This is a genomic window from Methylobacterium aquaticum (assembly GCF_001043915.1).
Taxonomy (GTDB): domain Bacteria; phylum Pseudomonadota; class Alphaproteobacteria; order Rhizobiales; family Beijerinckiaceae; genus Methylobacterium; species Methylobacterium aquaticum.
This window is the reverse complement of sequence record NZ_LABX01000104.1, coordinates 1-15,901: the sequence shown is the minus strand read 5'-3', so window position 1 is coordinate 15,901 and position 15,901 is coordinate 1. Positions and strand designations below refer to the sequence as shown.

Below are 15,901 nucleotides of genomic sequence, written 5' to 3'. Positions count from 1 at the left end.
GCACCACCCCCGCCAAGCCCATCATGCGCATCAACCGCGCCACCGTGCATCGCGCGGTCACGATCCCCTCCCGGGCCAGTTGCCGCCAGATCTTGCGCACGCCGTAGACGCAGAAGTTGGCCTCGAACACGCGCTGGATCTCGATCATCAACGCAGCGTCACTGCGCGCACGGACCGGCTGCTTCTCGGGGTCAGTACGCCGGGCAGCATGCAGGTAGTAGGTCGACGGGGCGTTCGGCAGCACCCTGCAGATCGGCTCGACTCCGTAGATCTCCCGATGATCGTCGATGAAGTCGATCATGGCCGTGACCGGCGGTCGAGCTCCGCCATGGCAAAATACGCGCTCGCCTTGCGCAGGATCTCGTTGGCTTGGCGCAGCTCACGGTTCTCACGTTCAAGCGCCTTGATCCGCTGGCGCTCGTCCGTCGTCTGGCCGGGGCGCACGCCTTGATCCCGCTCGGACTGGCGCACCCAGTTCCTCAGCGTCTCGCCCGAGCAACCGATCTCAGCGGCAATCGACTGGATCGCTGACCACTGCGAGCCGTGCTCGCCTTCATGGTCGTGCACCATCCGCACCGCGCGCTCGCGCACCTCAGGGGAAAACGGGGTTGTTCGCTTCGTCATGGCTCCATCCTCTCAGAAGTTGGAGCCTCCGGGAAATCCGGGGCGGTTCACGTCGAGAGCAGAGCGATGCACTCGACGCGCTCAGGCCAGCCGACCGCGAGCGACTCGGCAACGCTGGAACCCCAGTCGTGCCCAACCACGGCGAACCGCTCGAGACCGATGGCATCCATGAGGCCGATTGCATCCAGCGCTAAAATGGCCGGGTCGCTCGAGCGCGCCGCGGTGCTCGACCGGAAGCGCGTTTCACCAAAGCCGCGCAGGCTCGGCACTAGGGTACGGAAGCCGTTCTCTGTCTATCGCACGACAACGTGATCCCAGGTCGAGGCATCATCGGGCCAGCCGTGCAGGAGAAGAACGGCCGGATGATCCTCTCGCCCCGCATCCATGTAGGCAACATCGAGGTCGCCCACGATTTTGGACGGCATGCCGCCTTCCCCGCACAGATCCACGTGGGACAACAGCTTGGTCGTATAACATTTCCCCTTGAAGAAAAAATTTCCTGACCGGCGTCCTGCCCGCACGTGAAAGCTTGCCCGCCAGGGCCGATGACGGCGTCGAGCCTTTAAACCGTATCGGATGAGACACGCCCGCCCGTCGGAGCGGAATTGCGCTATAATGTCCGCTTTCCTACCTCATGCGGTCCTGCGATGAGCGCCGTTCGAAGGTCTGCAAGGGGTCAAAAGCACGGGTTAACACAGCATGCGGCAAACGCCCGAGCGATGTCGCAAGCCCCCCTCTAGGTTAGGATCGGGAGCCTCTCGGGAGAGCAGCTATCCTCAGATCGGGGTGTACGTGGCGTGGACGTGGACGGGCATCAACCATGTCCGCCTGGATGTCAGGGGGTTCGCTGGGTAGGACGGAGGGGAAGTGTGAGGCCGCTGCTCTGGCCGGTCGTCGTCCTCGCCCCGCGGTTCGCTTACGCGCTCCGCGAGGCGGCCCCCTGTCAGGAGAGGCTGCCCCGCGATGCCGCTGAGGTGGGCGACTGCTATGCCCGGCGGGATGCCGAGCGCCGGGCGGTGAAGGCACAGCACGGTTAGGCAGCCTTGGGCTCGGCCTCATTACCGTAACGGGCGCAGGCGCCGTAGGCGGATGAGTGGTTTTCGAGCATAATAGTGATGTGTGCCAAGGAATTACTCGAACCGCTATTCAGCATGGACTGCGGCCACGGGGCGCCCCTTCAACATGACGAGGGCGTGGCCGGAAATCTTCGGCTTCCGCTTGTCCGTCTCGGCCCAGACCGCATAAACGACATCGGCGAGATCCATGATTTCGGCCATCTTGGCCTCGGAGTCCGGCGCTGTGTCGATGACGATGTGGTTCTCGGTGCCCCGTGCGATGTGCTTGGCCATCTCGGCCTCAGTCATGCCCCTCATGTTTGTTCTCTGCATTGCGCTCGCCTCTATTCTTTCTGCTGTGGGCACCATGCCGCATGGCCGGTCGCATTTGTCTGGCGAATCTGGGCGCTCGCTATGCCCGGTGAGATGCCGAGCGGCGGTGGTAAGGCGAAGGCCGGTTAGGCGGCACGGGAGGGCATGCGGGCGCGCATTTCGCTGAAGTCCGCACGCACTGCCTCTTCCAGCCCCTCGTGCGCCACCAAGGTCGCGAGGTCAGCCGGCTCCAGGCGGGTGTAGCTCCCATCGGGTCTGCGGATCTCGATGGCGCGAAACTCGGTCGGCGGGATCTGGTCCGGGTAGATGTACCAGGTCTCCGCCTTACGCTTGCCGCCTCCCGTGCGAACGAGCTGCTCGACGCACTCATCGGCCAGCCTGCCGAACGAGGTACGGGTGAACTTGAGCCATTGCTTGAGGCCGCGGTCGCTCGAAGGGATGACGACCGTGACGCGCACCTCCCGCTTGTCGGCGGCGCTTCCGTCGAGGCCGTGGCCACGTGGGTCCGGGTCCGTCGTGAGCCAAGTGGCCCGCAAGCTTTGGCTCCCATCGCCGACGGGGACCTCTCCCCTCCACAGGCCACCGGTCGAGATGATGACGGGCAGGTGTCCAAGGGACGTGAAGTGGTACAAGCGCATTGTCATCTCCCCTGCCTCTCGATGATGGCATCGTGCCGAGAGGCGCATCACATTCGACTTAATCAAAAACATAAAATTCGACGCAATACTAAATAATATGCGTTTACCACTTGGAAAACTTAATGTAATTCCTAAATTACTAAGTATTAATGTCTTCTTTGTAGGTTATGTTCTTGGTTTGTTCTACGAAGTGACTCGTATAAAATACATTTCAGAGACCCTCCCGAGGCCCGCCATTAACTTTTGAGGGTACAGATTCTTTCACGGACGGGGCCTCGACGGCGACGCCGGGCCGTTCACCTCCGCCCCGTGCGGGCGGAGCTCGTCAAGGAGCGCGGGCGCCGGCAACGCCTCGAACCGCCCGCACCGCCGCGTCGTCGGTCGGGCGACGAGAAGCTCGCGCCGGTACGCCAGGCAGACGTCGGCGACGGCGGCCTCCACCGAGTAGCGCGTCGCCGGCGCCGGTCCCTCGAAGCTGGCATGGTGGCGGCAGGAAGAGCACCGGCCCGCAGGGTCCTCGCGACGGAATCCCCGCACATCGTCGGGGACGGCATGCGGTCGCGTCCCGGAGAGCGAAGTCAGGCTAAGGTAGGCGTTGGCGGGCATGGCGGCCTCCGAAGGGTGACCGCATATCCTTCGTGGGAGGGTGCCGGAGTTCGACACAGGAAAGTTTGAGGGGCCGCCTCAGACCCAATCAGGCGGGCCATGAGCCAGGCCTGAAACTGGTATCATGCTGGTATCATGCCAAAATCTGATACCAGAACGGCCTCGAAAGCGCTTGAGGGAATCCTCGTAACCGCCTGGTGACATAGCGCAAAAGGAGTGGAGCGGGCGATCGGGATCGAACCGACGACATTCAGCTTGGGAAGCTGACGTTCTACCACTGAACTACGCCCGCGGTGGCCACCCTCATACGGGGTCGCCCGGGCGCTGTCCACTCCGAAATGGCAGGCCCGGAGGCCCTCGTGGGCCCCGCGGGCGGCCGGTCGGGTCAGCGCTCCATGCGCTGGGACTGGGGGGCGTTGGGATCGCCGCCGCCGGCGCCGAAGAGCTTGCGCAGGAAGCCCGGGGCGATCGCCGAAAGCGGGTTGACGGTGATGTTCGGCGCGCTCATCGCGCCGGCGACCCTGAAGTTGATGGCGAACAGGCCCTCGTTGTGGCCGCCGCCGAGGAGCGGGCCGAAGAGCGGCACCTGGGACACCACGTTGTTGAGGCCGTAGAGCGGCACGAAGGTGCCGGACACGTCGGTACGGTCCTTGCCGGTATCGATCCAGCCGCCCAGGGTGAAGCCCATCGCCGGGCCGGAGATCGCCGCCTCGGTGAAGGCAATGCGGGTGCCGGCGCGCTGGAAGGCGGCGCGCAGGCGATCGAAACCGACGTCGTTGGCGTCGCTATGCCGGTCCTCGGTCTCGCCCTGGGCCATGATCCGGCCGAGCGCCGGTTCGTTGCGCAGCGCGAAGGAGCGAACCTGCACCAGGCCCGATTGCGGCCCGTCGTTCAGGCCCATCTGAAGCGACAGGAACCCGCCCTGCATGCGCTTGTAGATGTCGAGGAAGCGGAGCGCCGCGCCGGCGTCGCTGGTCTCGGCGTTGAGCACCGGAGGGCTCCCGCGGTCGGGCTTCGCCACCTCCAGGCTCACCCCGGCCGAGCGCAGGCGGCCCTGGATCCGGGCCTGGCGCACGTCGTCGCCGCGCAGGGACAGCTTCAGGCTGGCATTGGTCAGCGCCTCGTCGTTGAAGCCGGTCAGGATCGCGAAGTTGAGATCGGCCTCGATGTCGCGGGCGGACGTCTCCTTGCTGCCCTTTCGCGGCGGCGCGGTGAGCGCGCGCAGGAACGGACGCGCATCGGCGACGCCACCCTTGGCGTTGATCCGGTAGCCGGTGCCGGCGCGCTCGACCTGGGCGCGGATGTCGTCGCCCGGGGAGAGCTTGAGGCTGGTGAGGTCGGCCCGCTCGAAGCCGCCCTCGGCGTTGAGCGCGGCACTGCCGCGCAGCTGCACCGGGCCCGAATCGAGCGCGATGTCGCGCAGGTCGCTGCCCTGTCCGGTGTCGGTGAGGGTGAGCGTCAGGCGGCCCGGCTTGCCGGCCGATTTGGTCCAGCCCGGCAGGAGGCCGTCGATGCTCGCTTTGCTCAGGTCCGCTTCGACCCGGATCGGGGTCTTGCCCGGCCGGCCGAACGGCACGACGACGCGGGCATTCACCGGGCCGGCGAGCGCGGGAGCCGTAGGCAGCCCCTTGCGGGCGCGGGCCGCGTCGTCGAGGGCCATGGTCACGACAGCCTCGCCCGGGGCGCCGGCCTTCGGCTGGTGCAGGTCGACGGTCAGAGGGGCCCCGGCGAGGCGTCCGTCGCCCTTCAGGCTGAAGCCGTTGCGGTCGTAGGCGAGGGTGAAGCGGCCATTCTCCAGCTTCTCCTTGCCGACCAGGCGCTCGGCCACGATGTCGGTGAGCGTCCCGCTCATCACCACCGGCAGGTCGGCGATGTCGGGCACGGCCTCGAGGGAGAGCGGGAAGTCGATGCGCAGGTCGGCCTGGCCGCGCAAGGCGCCGGGGTCGAGTTCGGTGCCGGACAGCGAGCGGAAGAGCTTGCTCTGGAGCAGGGAGGCCAGGGCGTCGGCGCCGCCGGCGAGGCGTAGCCCGATCTGCGCGGTGACGTTGTTCGGCACCGCATCCTTGATAAGGAAGGAGCCGTCCTGAAGGGCGAGCGCCCGCCCGTCCGGCATGCGGATCTCGGCATTGGCGCCGCGGATCGTGGTGTTGCGTCCGGTGACGAGCCCGGAGACCCGGGCGCGGGAGAGCGGCGGCGCGTCGTTGGAGATGGTGAGCCCGCCCTCGCTCACCGCGAAGGCGATCCGCACCGCCTGGTCGGGCATCGGCTCGCCGCGGGTGGCGGCGGCGAATTCGGCCATGGTCATGTCGACCACGATGTCGAGGCTGTCGAGGCGCCCGCCCCGCAGGTTGTCGACGAGGTAGGTGCGGATCGGCGGCGCGACGTTCTCGGGCCAAAGCCGCAGCGCCGCACGCCCGTCGGTACGGTCTGCGGTGATGCGCAGGGTCAGGCCGCCCTCGTCGGCCTTGGTGCCGAGCGTACCGCTGAGGGTGCCGTGCACCCCGTCCCCCGAGAGGGTGAGGCCGTCGATCTGCACGCCGTCATCGCGGCCCGAGAGGCGGGCCTCGACCTTGGCGACCTTGACGGGAGAATCGCTCGGAGCAGCGCCCCGCAGCACCGCACCGCTGCCCGACAGGGTGGCGGTCCAGCCCGGCCCGGCCCCGTCGGGCCCGGCCACCCACTCGCCGGCGAGGCGGACGCGGTTGCCGGCACCGCGGTAATCGAGGGCGTCGACCTTCAGGGCGCGGCGCGCCTCGTCCCAGGCGGCGTCGACCGTCACCGCCTCGATCGTCACCGGGTTGAAATCCTTCTCCTCGATCAGCAGGTTGCCCTCGCTGGTGGTCAGCCGCAGCGTCATGCCGTCGAGGCGCGCGCCATGCATCGCCACCTGGGCGCGGCCGGAGAGCTTCAGGTCGGTGGTCAGCGGCAGGCGCGACTGGCCGGAGAGCAGCAAAAGGTCGGGGACCGGCAGGTCGTCGAGGGTGAGGACGCCATGGCGCCCGCCATCGGGGGCCTGCTCCACGTCGCCGCCGAATCGCCAGGGCCCGTTCGGCCCGACGATCCGCATCTCGAACACCCGGGCCGGGCGCGTCGCGTCGCGATTGAACAGCCCGTCGACCCGCGGGAAGACCACGCGCTCGGCGCCGGATTCGTCGAGGAGCGTCAGGCGGGCATTGGTCAGGCGGGCCCGGTCGAGGCTGCCGATCACGCCGGAGGGATCGAGCACCAGGCTCAGGATCGACGCCACGGTGGCGGAGACCGGTGACACGGTGCCGCGGGCGGCCACCACTGCCGGCGGCGTGTGGGGCTTCACCTCGGACGGGTCGTTGGACGCCGCGAAGGCGATCGAGCCGTCATGGTGCAGCAGCGCTCGCAATTGCAGGTCGCGGAACTCGACCGAGCGAGCCTGGACCGAGAGGCCGAGGAGCGACCACAGGTCGATGGCGACCACGGCGAGCGGCGCCCGCACCACGAGGTCGCCCTCCGGGTTGCGGATGTCGAGGCCGGCGGTGCGCAGGGCCAACGCCCCGTCCCGGTCGATCTCGATGGCGCTGTCGCGCAGGCTCACGCTCCAGCCCGGGCCGAGACGCTCGGCGATCCCCGCCGCGACCCGGGGCTCGACCCAGGAGAAGCTCAGCGGGCCGCTCGCCAGGCGCAAGTAAGCGAGGCCGAGGCCGACGCCCAGGAGGATGACGGCCGCGAGCTTGAGCAGCAGGACGCCGCGGATGCAGGTCCGCACCAGCGACCGCGGCGCCGCCTTGATCCGTGCGGCATACGGAGCCTGAGCCTCGCGGCCAGGCTGCGGGACGTGGTCAATTCCTGGTTTCGCTCGGCCTGTCGTCACGCGTGCGTCGCCACTCCGGGCGCCCCACCGAGCGCCGCCCTCTGAAACGACCCGTTCCCGGCACGTGACGGCCACGTTCCGGGCGGCGAGGCCGCTGCCGATGATTGCCCCTTCCGGTGACCGGAGGGTAACGTGCTGCCGCTTATCCGTCGTGCGGCGCGCCGGGCCGGCCCGTCGCCGCGCTGCCCGCCTCCCGCAGAGGCACACCATCAATCGGCCGAAAGGAAGGCACGATGGCGCTGAACCCGGGCGACCCCGCCCCCGACTTCTCGCTGCCGGCGACCGGCGGCGAAACCCTGAGCCTCGCCAGCCTGAAGGGACGCAAGGCCGTTCTGTACTTCTACCCCAAGGACGACACCAGCGGCTGCACCCTGGAGGCCCAGGCTTTCAACGGGCTCCGTGCGGCCTTCGCCGATGCCGACACCGCGGTGATCGGCGTCTCGCCCGACCCGATGAAGAGCCACGACAAGTTCCGGGAGAAGTACGGCCTGGAATTTCCGCTCGCTTCGGACGAGACCAAAGCGATGCTCGAAGCCTACGGCGTCTGGGTCGAGAAGAGCATGTATGGCCGCAAGTACATGGGTGTCGAGCGCACGACGTTCCTGCTCGACCGGGACGGGACGATCGCGAAGATCTGGCAGAAGGTGAAGGTGCCGGGCCATGCCGATGCGGTGCTGGCGGCGGCGAAGGCGTTGTGAGGATCACGATCCGACAGCGCATCGTGACGCATCGGACGCGCCCAGCCGCTGGCAGGGACGCCACACGCCCCTGCCCCGTGTGGACTTGAAGGCTCACACGTCGCCGCTGCGGAGGCCCCCTCGTCAAGGCGTGCGCTGTCCCTCCCCGATATGGGCTTGCGTATTCTCACACACCTTGGTCCGAGTGCGTCCCCCTCAAAGGCAGCGCGGCTTTCCCCCGGGCGATCTCGGGCTTGGCCGAAATCGTCCGGGAAACGGTCAGGACGAGGCTTGCCCTGCCGGCAGTGGCGGAGTTCGGACGCGCCTGCGAGGGCAGTCCATGACGTCGGCGCACCCCTCACCCATCGGCAGCCTCGGCGGGTTGACGTGGATCGTGGCCCGCCCAGGCGGCTGGAACGCCCACGCCACCGGGTCCCAAGGTCGTCGCGCGGGATGGGGTAGGCGTTTCGGCCAGGCGCGCCGGCGCCCTCACGGCCGGAGACACCCTTCCCTCAAGGCCGTCGCCCGCGGGGAACCGAGATGTCCCACGCCAGTCTCGTCTGGTTGCGTCCAGGGATGGAGACGCGCCCGGAGATCGGAAGTTTGATCGCCTCGCTCCATTGCATCGCGGCAACGGCCCGTGTTACGCACCGCCCATGATGCAGGATCGAGCCATCCCGGTCTCGCGGCCCACGCCGCCGTAGCGCCCGCTCTCCCGCGTCGTCTCCCACTCCTGTCGTGTGCCCGTCCGCATCGCGTGGCCGGCCATCCTCGCGCGCGCCACCGCGCCTCTCTTTCGAAAGCTCAGTTTCCATGAACCTCGTCCGCCTGCGGCGCGAATGGGCGCCCGACGTCACGCGCGAGATCCTGGCCGGCACCGTCGTGGCGCTTGCCCTCATCCCGGAAGCGATCGCCTTCTCGATCATCGCGGGGGTCGACCCGAAGGTCGGGCTCTACGCCTCGTTCTGCATTGCGGTCGTCACCGCTATCGCGGGCGGGCGTCCGGCGATGATCTCGGCCGCCACCGGCGCGATGGCGCTGGTGATGACGACGCTGGTGAAGGACCACGGCCTCGGCCACCTCTTCACCGCGACGATCCTGACCGGCCTGATCCAGATCGCCGCCGGTGCGCTCAAGCTCGGCAACCTGATGCGCTTCGTCTCGCGCTCGGTCGTCACCGGTTTCGTCAACGCGCTGGCGATTCTGATCTTCCTTGCCCAGATGCCGGAGCTGATCGGCCGCGGGCCGGTCGTCTACGCCATGACCGCCGCCGGCCTCGCGCTGATCTACGGCCTCCCCTACCTGACCAAGGCCGTGCCCTCGGCGCTGGTGGCGATCGTGCTGTTCACCGCCCTGTCGATGAGCCTCGGCCTCGGCATCCGCACCGTCGGCGACATGGGGGCGCTGCCGAGCGAGCTGCCGAGCTTCGCGCTGCCTCAGGTGCCGCTGACCCTGGAAACGCTCGGGATCATCCTGCCCTATGCCCTGACGCTCGCGATGGTCGGCCTGCTCGAGAGCCTGATGACCGCGGCGATCGTCGACGAGCGCACCGACACCACCTCGAACAAGAACCGCGAATGCGCCGGCCAGGGGCTGGCCAACGTCACCGCCGGCCTGTTCGGCGGCATGGCCGGCTGCGCGATGATCGGGCAGTCGGTGATCAACGTCTCGTCGGGCGGCCGCGGCCGGCTCTCGACCCTGTGGGCCGGCGCCTTCCTGCTGTTCCTGATCGTGGTGCTCGGGCCCTACGTGGCGCAGATCCCGATGGCGGCCCTGGTCGCGGTGATGATCATGGTGTCGATCAACACCTTCCAGTGGCGCTCGATCCGCACCCTCGTCACCCATCCGACCACGTCGAGCATCGTGATGCTCGGCACCGTCGCGGTGGTGCTCGCCACCCACGACCTCGCCAAGGGCGTGCTGTTCGGCGTGGTCTTGAGCGGGCTGTTCTTCGCCCACAAGGTCACCCGATTCTTCGCCGTGACCTCGTCGCGGGAGGGCCGCATCCGCACCTACCGGGTCACGGGTCAGATCTTCTTTGCCACCGCGGAAGCCTTCCATGCCGGCTTCGATGTCCGCGAGGAGGATCTGGAGCGGGTGGTGATCGACCTGACGGACGCCCATTTCTGGGACCTGACCGCCGTCCACGCCCTCGACCGGGTGGTGCTGAAGTTCCGCCACCACGGGGTGCCGGTCGAGATCGTCGGGCTCAACGTCGCCTCGGCGACGCTGGTCGAGACGCTCGGCACCCACGACAAGCCGGGGGCGGCGCTCGCCTCCGGGCATTGAGCCCCTAACGCGCTCGCGCCCCGTGCACCATGGCGACGACCCCGGCCCGCAAGAGGTCGTACTTGGTCGGCAGGCCGGGGCCGGTCGGCAGCCGGCCGGCGGCGGCGAGGGTCGCGATGCCATGCGAGAGGGCCCAGACCTCCAGGGCGACGAAGCGCGGATCGACGCCGCCCGAGAAACCATCCGGGAAGGTATGCCGCAGCGCCTCGACCAGGAGGCCGAAGGCGTCGCGGTCGCGCGGGGCCTGGACCGGTGGGGAACCGTCGGGTCCGACCGGCCGGGCTTCGAAGATGGCCGCATAGTAGCCCGGCTCTTCCTCCGCGAAGGTCAGGTATGCCTCGCCCATGCGGGTGAAGCGCTCCAGCGGCGTGCCGGGGCCGCGCAACGCCCGGGCGAGGCGCGCGGCGAGTTCGGTGAAGCCGCGCTCGGCCACCTCTTCCAGCAGGGCCTCGCGGCCGCGGAAATGGCGGTAGAGCGCCGCCGGCGAGACGCCGACGAGGCGCGCCGCATCGACCAGGGTGAAGCCGCCGATGCCGCGCTCCGCAATGAAGCGGCGCGCGGCCTCGATCAGGGCCTCCTTGAGGTTGCCGTGATGGTAGCCGCGCCGGTCGGACGGGCCGCTGCGCCAGGGTCGCACCGTGTCTTCAGTCTCTTACGCGGGGCCGGACCGGCCACCCTGCAAGCCCATAGAGCATTTTTGCGCCGGCGGCAGGCTCAACCGGGGCGGCGCTCCAGACGGAAGCGCGGCACGTGGTCCGGCCGCAACGTCGTCGTCGCGACCGGCAGCACCGGCCGGTCGCCGTCGCAGGAGAGGCGAAAGCCGCGCATCAGCCGCGCCAGGACCAGGGTCGCTTCGGCCAGCGCCAGCTGCGCGCCGATGCAGATCCGCGGGCCGGCGCCGAACGGCAGGTAGACGAAGCGATCGGGTTCCGGGCGATCGAGGAAGCGGTGCGGGTCGAAGATTTCCGGCCGGTCCCACCAGCGCGGATTGCGGTGGAGCACCCAGGTCGGGATCATCACGATGCTGCCTTGCGGGATCTCCGTCCCCTCGATCACGCTCGCCCGCGCGGCGCGGCGGGCGATGACGTAGACCGGGGGATAGAGCCGCAGCGTCTCCTGGGCCAGCGCCCTGGCACGCCGCAGATGCGGCAGGGACGCGGCCGCCCCCTCCTCCGACAGGTCGAGGCCGGCCGCCTCCGCGGCGAGCGCGTCCTGCACCGCCGGCTCCCGGGCCAGCAGCGTGCAGGCCCAGAACAGGGTCGAGGCGGTGGTCTCGTGGCCGGCGACGATCAGGGTGCCGACCTCGTCGGCGAGCAAGCCGCCGGGCGCGTCGCCATGGGCCTCGACGAGGAGGTCGAACAGGTCGCGCGCCTCACCCGCCGCCTGCCCCCGCCGCGCCGCCAGCACCGCCCGCACGGTGGTGAGCCAGCGGCGGCGGAACAGCGCCCGCCGCGGGCTCGACGGGGTCGGCCAGCCCGGCGGCAGCAGGAAATCGGCCACGGTCGGCTTCCCCAGCCGGTCGAGATAGCCGGAGACGAGCATGCGGATCTCGGTGCCCAGCGTCCCGGTCTCGAGGGAGAACATCGAGGTGGTGGCGATGTCGAGGGCGACGCGCTGCATCTCGGCGCGCAGATCGGCCGGGGCGCCGAGCCCCTCCGCCAGCCGGCGGCAGGATTCCTCCGCGGCTCGGGCGACGAAGCGCAGCATCAGCGGCAGGGTGCGGGGCGTGAAGGCGGGAGCCAGCACCTTGCGCTGGTGGCGCCACGCCTCGCCGTCGGCGAGCACCAGGCCGTTCCCGGCGATCGGACCGATCACCCGCCGGCCGGCGGGCAGGCGCAAGAAATCCTCGGTCGCCGTGAGCAGGACGTGGCGGGCGCCGGCCGGCGTCGCGAGCAGCACCATCCGGCCGCCCCCGGGCAGCGGGATCGTCACCGCCGGCGTATCGAGACAGGTGCGGGGCAGGGCCTCCAGGGTGTTGCGCCCGAACGCGCCGAGAAGCGTGAGCCAGCCGACCCGCTCGGCGAGGGCCGGGACCGGCGGCGCATAGGATCCCGGCGCGTGCGCGTCGACCGGGAGCGTGCCGGAAGCCGTGAGGGACAAGGCGGCGAGTCTCCGCTGGAGCGATCCCGTCGCTTTACGCGAGCGGTCCGGGCTCCGCCAAGCTGGGATCGGGCGAGCCGGGATCGGACAGGCCGAGATGGTCCGCCACCCTCCGGCCGATCGCCGCGACATCGAGCCGCCCGAGGGGGCCGGCGGCGATGTCCGGCCCGAAGGCCAGGACCGGCACCTGCTCGCGGGTATGGTCGGTGCCGGCCCAGGTCGGGTCGTTGCCGTGGTCGGCGGTGACGAGGCAGAGATCGCCGGGCCGCAACGCCGCCCGGATCTCCGGCACCCGGGCGTCGAAGCGCTCCAGAGCCGCGGCGTAGCCCGGCACGTCGCGGCGATGGCCGTACTCGGTGTCGAACTCGACGAGGTTGGCGAAGACGAAGCCGCCCGCGGCGAGCGTGGCGAGGGCGTCGAGGGCCGCCGTCAGGCAGGCGTCGTTGCCGCCGGGCTTGATCTCGCGGCCGGTCGCCCGGTGGGCGAAGATGTCGCCGATCTTGCCGACGCTCACCACCGGCCGCCCCGCGGCGGTCAGGCGGTCGAGAAGCGTGTCGCCGGGCGGCGGCACCGCCAGGTCGCGCCGGTTGGCGGTGCGGGTGAAGCCTTGGCCTTCATCGCCGAGGAAGGGCCGGGCGATGACCCGGCCGATGCGGTACGGATCGCAGAGCCGGCGGGCGATGGCACAGACGGCATAGAGCCGGTCGAGCCCGAACGCCGCCTCGTGGGCGGCGATCTGGAACACGCTGTCGACGGAGGTGTAGCAGATCGGCTTGCCGGTCCGGACATGCTCCGCGCCCAGTTCCTCGATGATCGCGGTGCCGGAGGCGTGCCGATCGCCGAGGATCCCCGGCAGTCCCGCCTCCTCGATCAGGGCTTGGACCAGTTCGGGCGGGAAGGCCGGCCGCGTCGCCGGGAAATGACCCCAGGAAAAATCCACCGGCACGCCGGCGATCTCCCAGTGGCCCGACACGGTGTCCTTGCCCCGGGCGCGCTCGACCGCGTGGCCGTAGGCGCCGAGAACCGGCCCGATCGGCGCGAGGCCGGGGGGCATCCGGCCGCTCGCGCCCTCCGCGGCGAGGCCGAGGCCGAGAGCGGCGAGGTTCGGCAGGGTCAAGCGGCCGGCACGCAGGCCCGCCCGGTCGCCGCGTCCCGCCGCGCAGGCCTGCGCGATGTGGCCGAGGGTATCGGCGCCCGCGTCGCCGAACTCCGCGGCATCCGGCGCGCCGCCGATGCCGACGGAATCGAGGACGATGAGGAGCGCCCGGCTCATTCGCGCACCGCCCCGGTCGGGGCCGCTGCGAGGTCGAAGGCGGCGGCGAACAGGGCACGGGTGTAGTCGGTGCGCGGCGCGGAAAAGATCTCGTCCGCCGCCCCCTCCTCGACCACCTGCCCGGCCTGCATCACCATCACCCGGTTGGCCAGCGCGCGGACCACCTTGAGGTCGTGGCTGATGAACAGGTAGCCGAGGCCGCGGCGGCGCTGGAGGTCGCGCAAGAGTTCGACGATCTGGGCCTGGACCGACATGTCGAGCGCCGAGGTCGGCTCGTCGAGGACGACGAAGCGGGGATCGAGGGCCATGGCGCGGGCAATCGCGATGCGCTGACGCTGGCCGCCGGAGAATTCGTGCGGATAGCGGTCCATGGCGGCCGGATCGAGCCCGACATCGGCGAGCGCCCGGGCGACGATCTCCCGGCGCTCGGTCTCGCTGCCGCCCTTCCCCTGCACCTCCAGCCCCTCGGCGACGATCTCGGCCACCGACATCCGGGGCGAGAGCGAGCCGTAGGGATCCTGGAACACCACCTGCATCTCGCGCCGCAGGGGCCGCATGGCGCCGGCCGACAGCCCGTCGATGCGCCGGCCGAGATAGATCACCGGTCCCTGCGAAGCGATCAGGCGCAGGATGGCGAGGCCCAGCGTCGTCTTGCCGGAGCCGGATTCGCCCACCACCCCGACGGTCTCGCCCTCGCGCACGCTCAAGGCCACCCCGTCCACCGCCTTGACGTGGCCGGTGGTGCGCCGGAGGAGCCCGGTCTTGATCGGGAAATGGACCCGGATCGGCCCGGCCTCGACCAGGACCGGCGCGCCCGGGGCGACCGGGTTGCCGCGGCCCTTCGGCTCGGCGGCGAGCAGGCGCCGGGTATAGTCGTGCTGCGGCTGCGCGAAGACCTCGGCCACCGGCCCGGTCTCGACGATGCGGCCCTGCAGCATCACGCAGACCCGGTCGGCGACCCGGCGCACGATGCCGAGATCGTGGGTGATGAACAGCATCGCCATGCCGAGCCGCGCCTTCAGGTCGGCCAAGAGCGACAGGATCTGGGCCTGGACGGTGACGTCCAGCGCCGTGGTCGGCTCGTCGGCCACCAGCAGGTCGGGCTCGCAGGCAAGCGCCATGGCGATCATCACCCGCTGGCGCTGTCCGCCGGACAATTCGTGCGGATAGGCGCCGAGGCGCCGCTCGGCGTCGCGGATGCCGACGAGAGTCAGGAGTTCCAGGGTGCGGGCGCGGGCCGCCTCGCCGCCCATCCCCTTGTGCAGCCGCAGCACCTCGCCGACCTGATCGGCGATGCGGTGGAGCGGGTTGAGCGAGGTCATCGGCTCCTGGAACACCATGGTGATGTCGGCGCCGCGGATCCCGCGCATCTCCGGCTCCGAGAGCGTCAGCAGGTCGCGCCCCTTGAACCGGATCCGCCCCTCCGGCACGGCGCCATCGACGAGGCGCAGGATCGAGAGTGCCGTCACCGACTTGCCGGAACCGGATTCGCCGACGAGGGCCACGGTCTCCCCGGGCGCGATGGCGAAGGAGACGCGATCGACGGCACGGGTCTCCCGCCCGCCCTGGCGGAAGGCGACGGAGAGATCCTGGACGGAGAGGAGCGGGTCGGTCATCGGCTCGAAACTAGGGCGGCGGCGCGCCGGTGGACCGGTTTAGGTCATTCCCCGGCGTGCGCAAACAACCGCCCTACTCGTCCACCCGCGGTGCCTGGCCGCGATCGATCGGCAGCGGCGTGAACTGCTTCAGGGCCTCGCCGCTCGGCAGGCTGCTGGTGTCCCAGCCGCCGCCGATGGCGCCGATCAGCGACACCGCGTTGGTGAAGCGGTTGAGCCGGACCTGGAGCGCCGAAACCTCGTTGTTGAGTTCCAGCGCCTGGGCGGTGACCACGGTGGTGTAGTTCTGGGTGCCGGCCCGGTACTCGTTGAGCGCGATCTCGACGGCGCGGCGCGACGATTGCACGGCGAGTTCCTGCGCGCCCTGCTGGCGGGCGAGGATGCGCTGGCCGGCCAGACCGTTCTCCACCTGCTGGAAAGCGGTGAGCACCGTCTGGCGATACGTGGCGACGGCGGCATCGTAGGCGGCCTGGACGGCCTGGAGGGTGGCGGTGCGGGCGCCGCCATCGAACAGCACCTGGCTGCCGGAGGCCGCCACCGACCAGAACGTGTTGGCAGCAGAGAAGAAATTGCGCGCCGGATCGCCCGCGATGCCGCCGCTCGCCGACAGGGTGACGGTCGGATAGAACGCCGCCACGGCGACGCCGATCTGGGCGCTCTGCGACTGAACGTTGCGCTCGGCGAGCGCGATGTCGGGGCGGCGCTCCAGCAGGTCGGAGGGCAGGCTGACCGGCACGGTCGGGGGCCGGGCCGGCAGGCTGCCGCGGGCGAGCGACAGCTCCGAGGGCGGGCGGCCGATCAGCGTCGCGATGGCGTGTTCCAGATTCGCCCGCTGCAGCCCGACCG

At 70.1% G+C, this 15,901-nt stretch carries 12 protein-coding genes, 1 tRNA gene, 2 pseudogenes and 1 other annotated feature; of the genes and pseudogenes, 4 read left to right on the top strand and 11 right to left on the bottom strand.

Features of this window, described 5'->3' with window-relative positions:
* Nucleotides 1-624, bottom strand: a pseudogene (locus VP06_RS34960) (IS3 family transposase); the annotation flags it as partial.
* Nucleotides 227-343, bottom strand: a sequence feature (AL1L pseudoknot). (Overlaps the previous pseudogene by 117 nt.)
* Nucleotides 625-671: 47 nt before the next feature.
* A pseudogene (locus VP06_RS37175) lies at nt 672-902 on the bottom strand (alpha/beta fold hydrolase); the annotation flags it as partial.
* 84 nt (nt 903-986) lie between these two features.
* Between VP06_RS37175 and VP06_RS37170 the strand changes: the two are divergent.
* Nucleotides 987-1,127 (top strand): hypothetical protein, encoded by a 141-nt coding sequence (locus VP06_RS37170; protein ID WP_197093207.1) that lies wholly within the window; start codon nt 987-989, stop codon nt 1,125-1,127.
* 366 nt (nt 1,128-1,493) lie between these two features.
* On the top strand, nt 1,494-1,661 hold the full coding sequence (locus VP06_RS36320; protein WP_156295597.1) for a hypothetical protein: 168 nt from the start codon (nt 1,494-1,496) through the stop codon (nt 1,659-1,661).
* A 105-nt stretch (nt 1,662-1,766) separates the two neighbouring features.
* Here VP06_RS36320 and VP06_RS14260 read toward each other — a convergent pair whose 3' ends face one another.
* The 4 genes from VP06_RS14260 to VP06_RS14240 all read right to left on the bottom strand — a co-directional run bounded on the left by VP06_RS14260 (nt 1,767) and on the right by VP06_RS14240 (nt 6,995).
* Entirely contained in the window at nt 1,767-1,973 is a 207-nt protein-coding gene (locus VP06_RS14260) for a hypothetical protein (RefSeq protein WP_156295596.1), read from the bottom strand.
* Nucleotides 1,974-2,137: 164 nt separating this feature from the next.
* Nucleotides 2,138-2,644: a hypothetical protein gene (locus VP06_RS14255; protein ID WP_245291179.1), complete on the bottom strand. Its 507-nt coding sequence runs from the start codon at nt 2,642-2,644 to the stop codon at nt 2,138-2,140.
* Between the two features lie 829 nt (nt 2,645-3,473).
* Nucleotides 3,474-3,548: transfer RNA gene (locus VP06_RS14245), tRNA-Gly, on the bottom strand.
* Nucleotides 3,549-3,641: 93 nt separating this feature from the next.
* Nucleotides 3,642-6,995, bottom strand: coding sequence for a YhdP family protein (locus VP06_RS14240; protein ID WP_245291178.1), 3,354 nt, complete (start codon nt 6,993-6,995; stop codon nt 3,642-3,644).
* Nucleotides 6,996-7,333: 338 nt separating this feature from the next.
* On the opposite strand from VP06_RS14240, the gene VP06_RS14235 reads away from it, so the two are divergent.
* Both VP06_RS14235 and VP06_RS14230 read left to right on the top strand, forming a co-directional pair.
* Nucleotides 7,334-7,798, top strand: a complete 465-nt coding sequence (locus VP06_RS14235) for a peroxiredoxin (protein ID WP_048464441.1) — start codon at nt 7,334-7,336, stop codon at nt 7,796-7,798.
* A 792-nt stretch (nt 7,799-8,590) separates the two neighbouring features.
* Entirely contained in the window at nt 8,591-10,066 is a 1,476-nt protein-coding gene (locus VP06_RS14230) for a SulP family inorganic anion transporter (protein WP_048464440.1), read from the top strand.
* A 4-nt stretch (nt 10,067-10,070) separates the two neighbouring features.
* Here the strand turns inward: VP06_RS14230 and VP06_RS14225 are convergent, their stop codons facing one another.
* The 5 genes from VP06_RS14225 to VP06_RS14205 all read right to left on the bottom strand — a co-directional run.
* On the bottom strand, nt 10,071-10,703 hold the full coding sequence (locus tag VP06_RS14225) for a TetR/AcrR family transcriptional regulator (protein WP_048464439.1): 633 nt from the start codon (nt 10,701-10,703) through the stop codon (nt 10,071-10,073).
* Between the two features lie 77 nt (nt 10,704-10,780).
* Nucleotides 10,781-12,166, bottom strand: coding sequence for a cytochrome P450 (locus tag VP06_RS14220; RefSeq protein ID WP_048464438.1), 1,386 nt, complete (start codon nt 12,164-12,166; stop codon nt 10,781-10,783).
* A gap of 34 nt (nt 12,167-12,200) precedes the next feature.
* Nucleotides 12,201-13,439 (bottom strand): phosphopentomutase, encoded by a 1,239-nt coding sequence (locus VP06_RS14215; protein ID WP_048464437.1) that lies wholly within the window; start codon nt 13,437-13,439, stop codon nt 12,201-12,203.
* Nucleotides 13,436-15,055, bottom strand: coding sequence for an ABC transporter ATP-binding protein (locus VP06_RS14210; protein WP_048464436.1), 1,620 nt, complete (start codon nt 15,053-15,055; stop codon nt 13,436-13,438). The genes VP06_RS14215 and VP06_RS14210 overlap by 4 nt, the downstream gene beginning before the upstream one ends.
* 73 nt (nt 15,056-15,128) lie before the next feature.
* On the bottom strand, nt 15,129-15,901 hold a 773-nt coding region (locus VP06_RS14205; protein WP_048464435.1), incomplete at its 5' end, for an efflux transporter outer membrane subunit.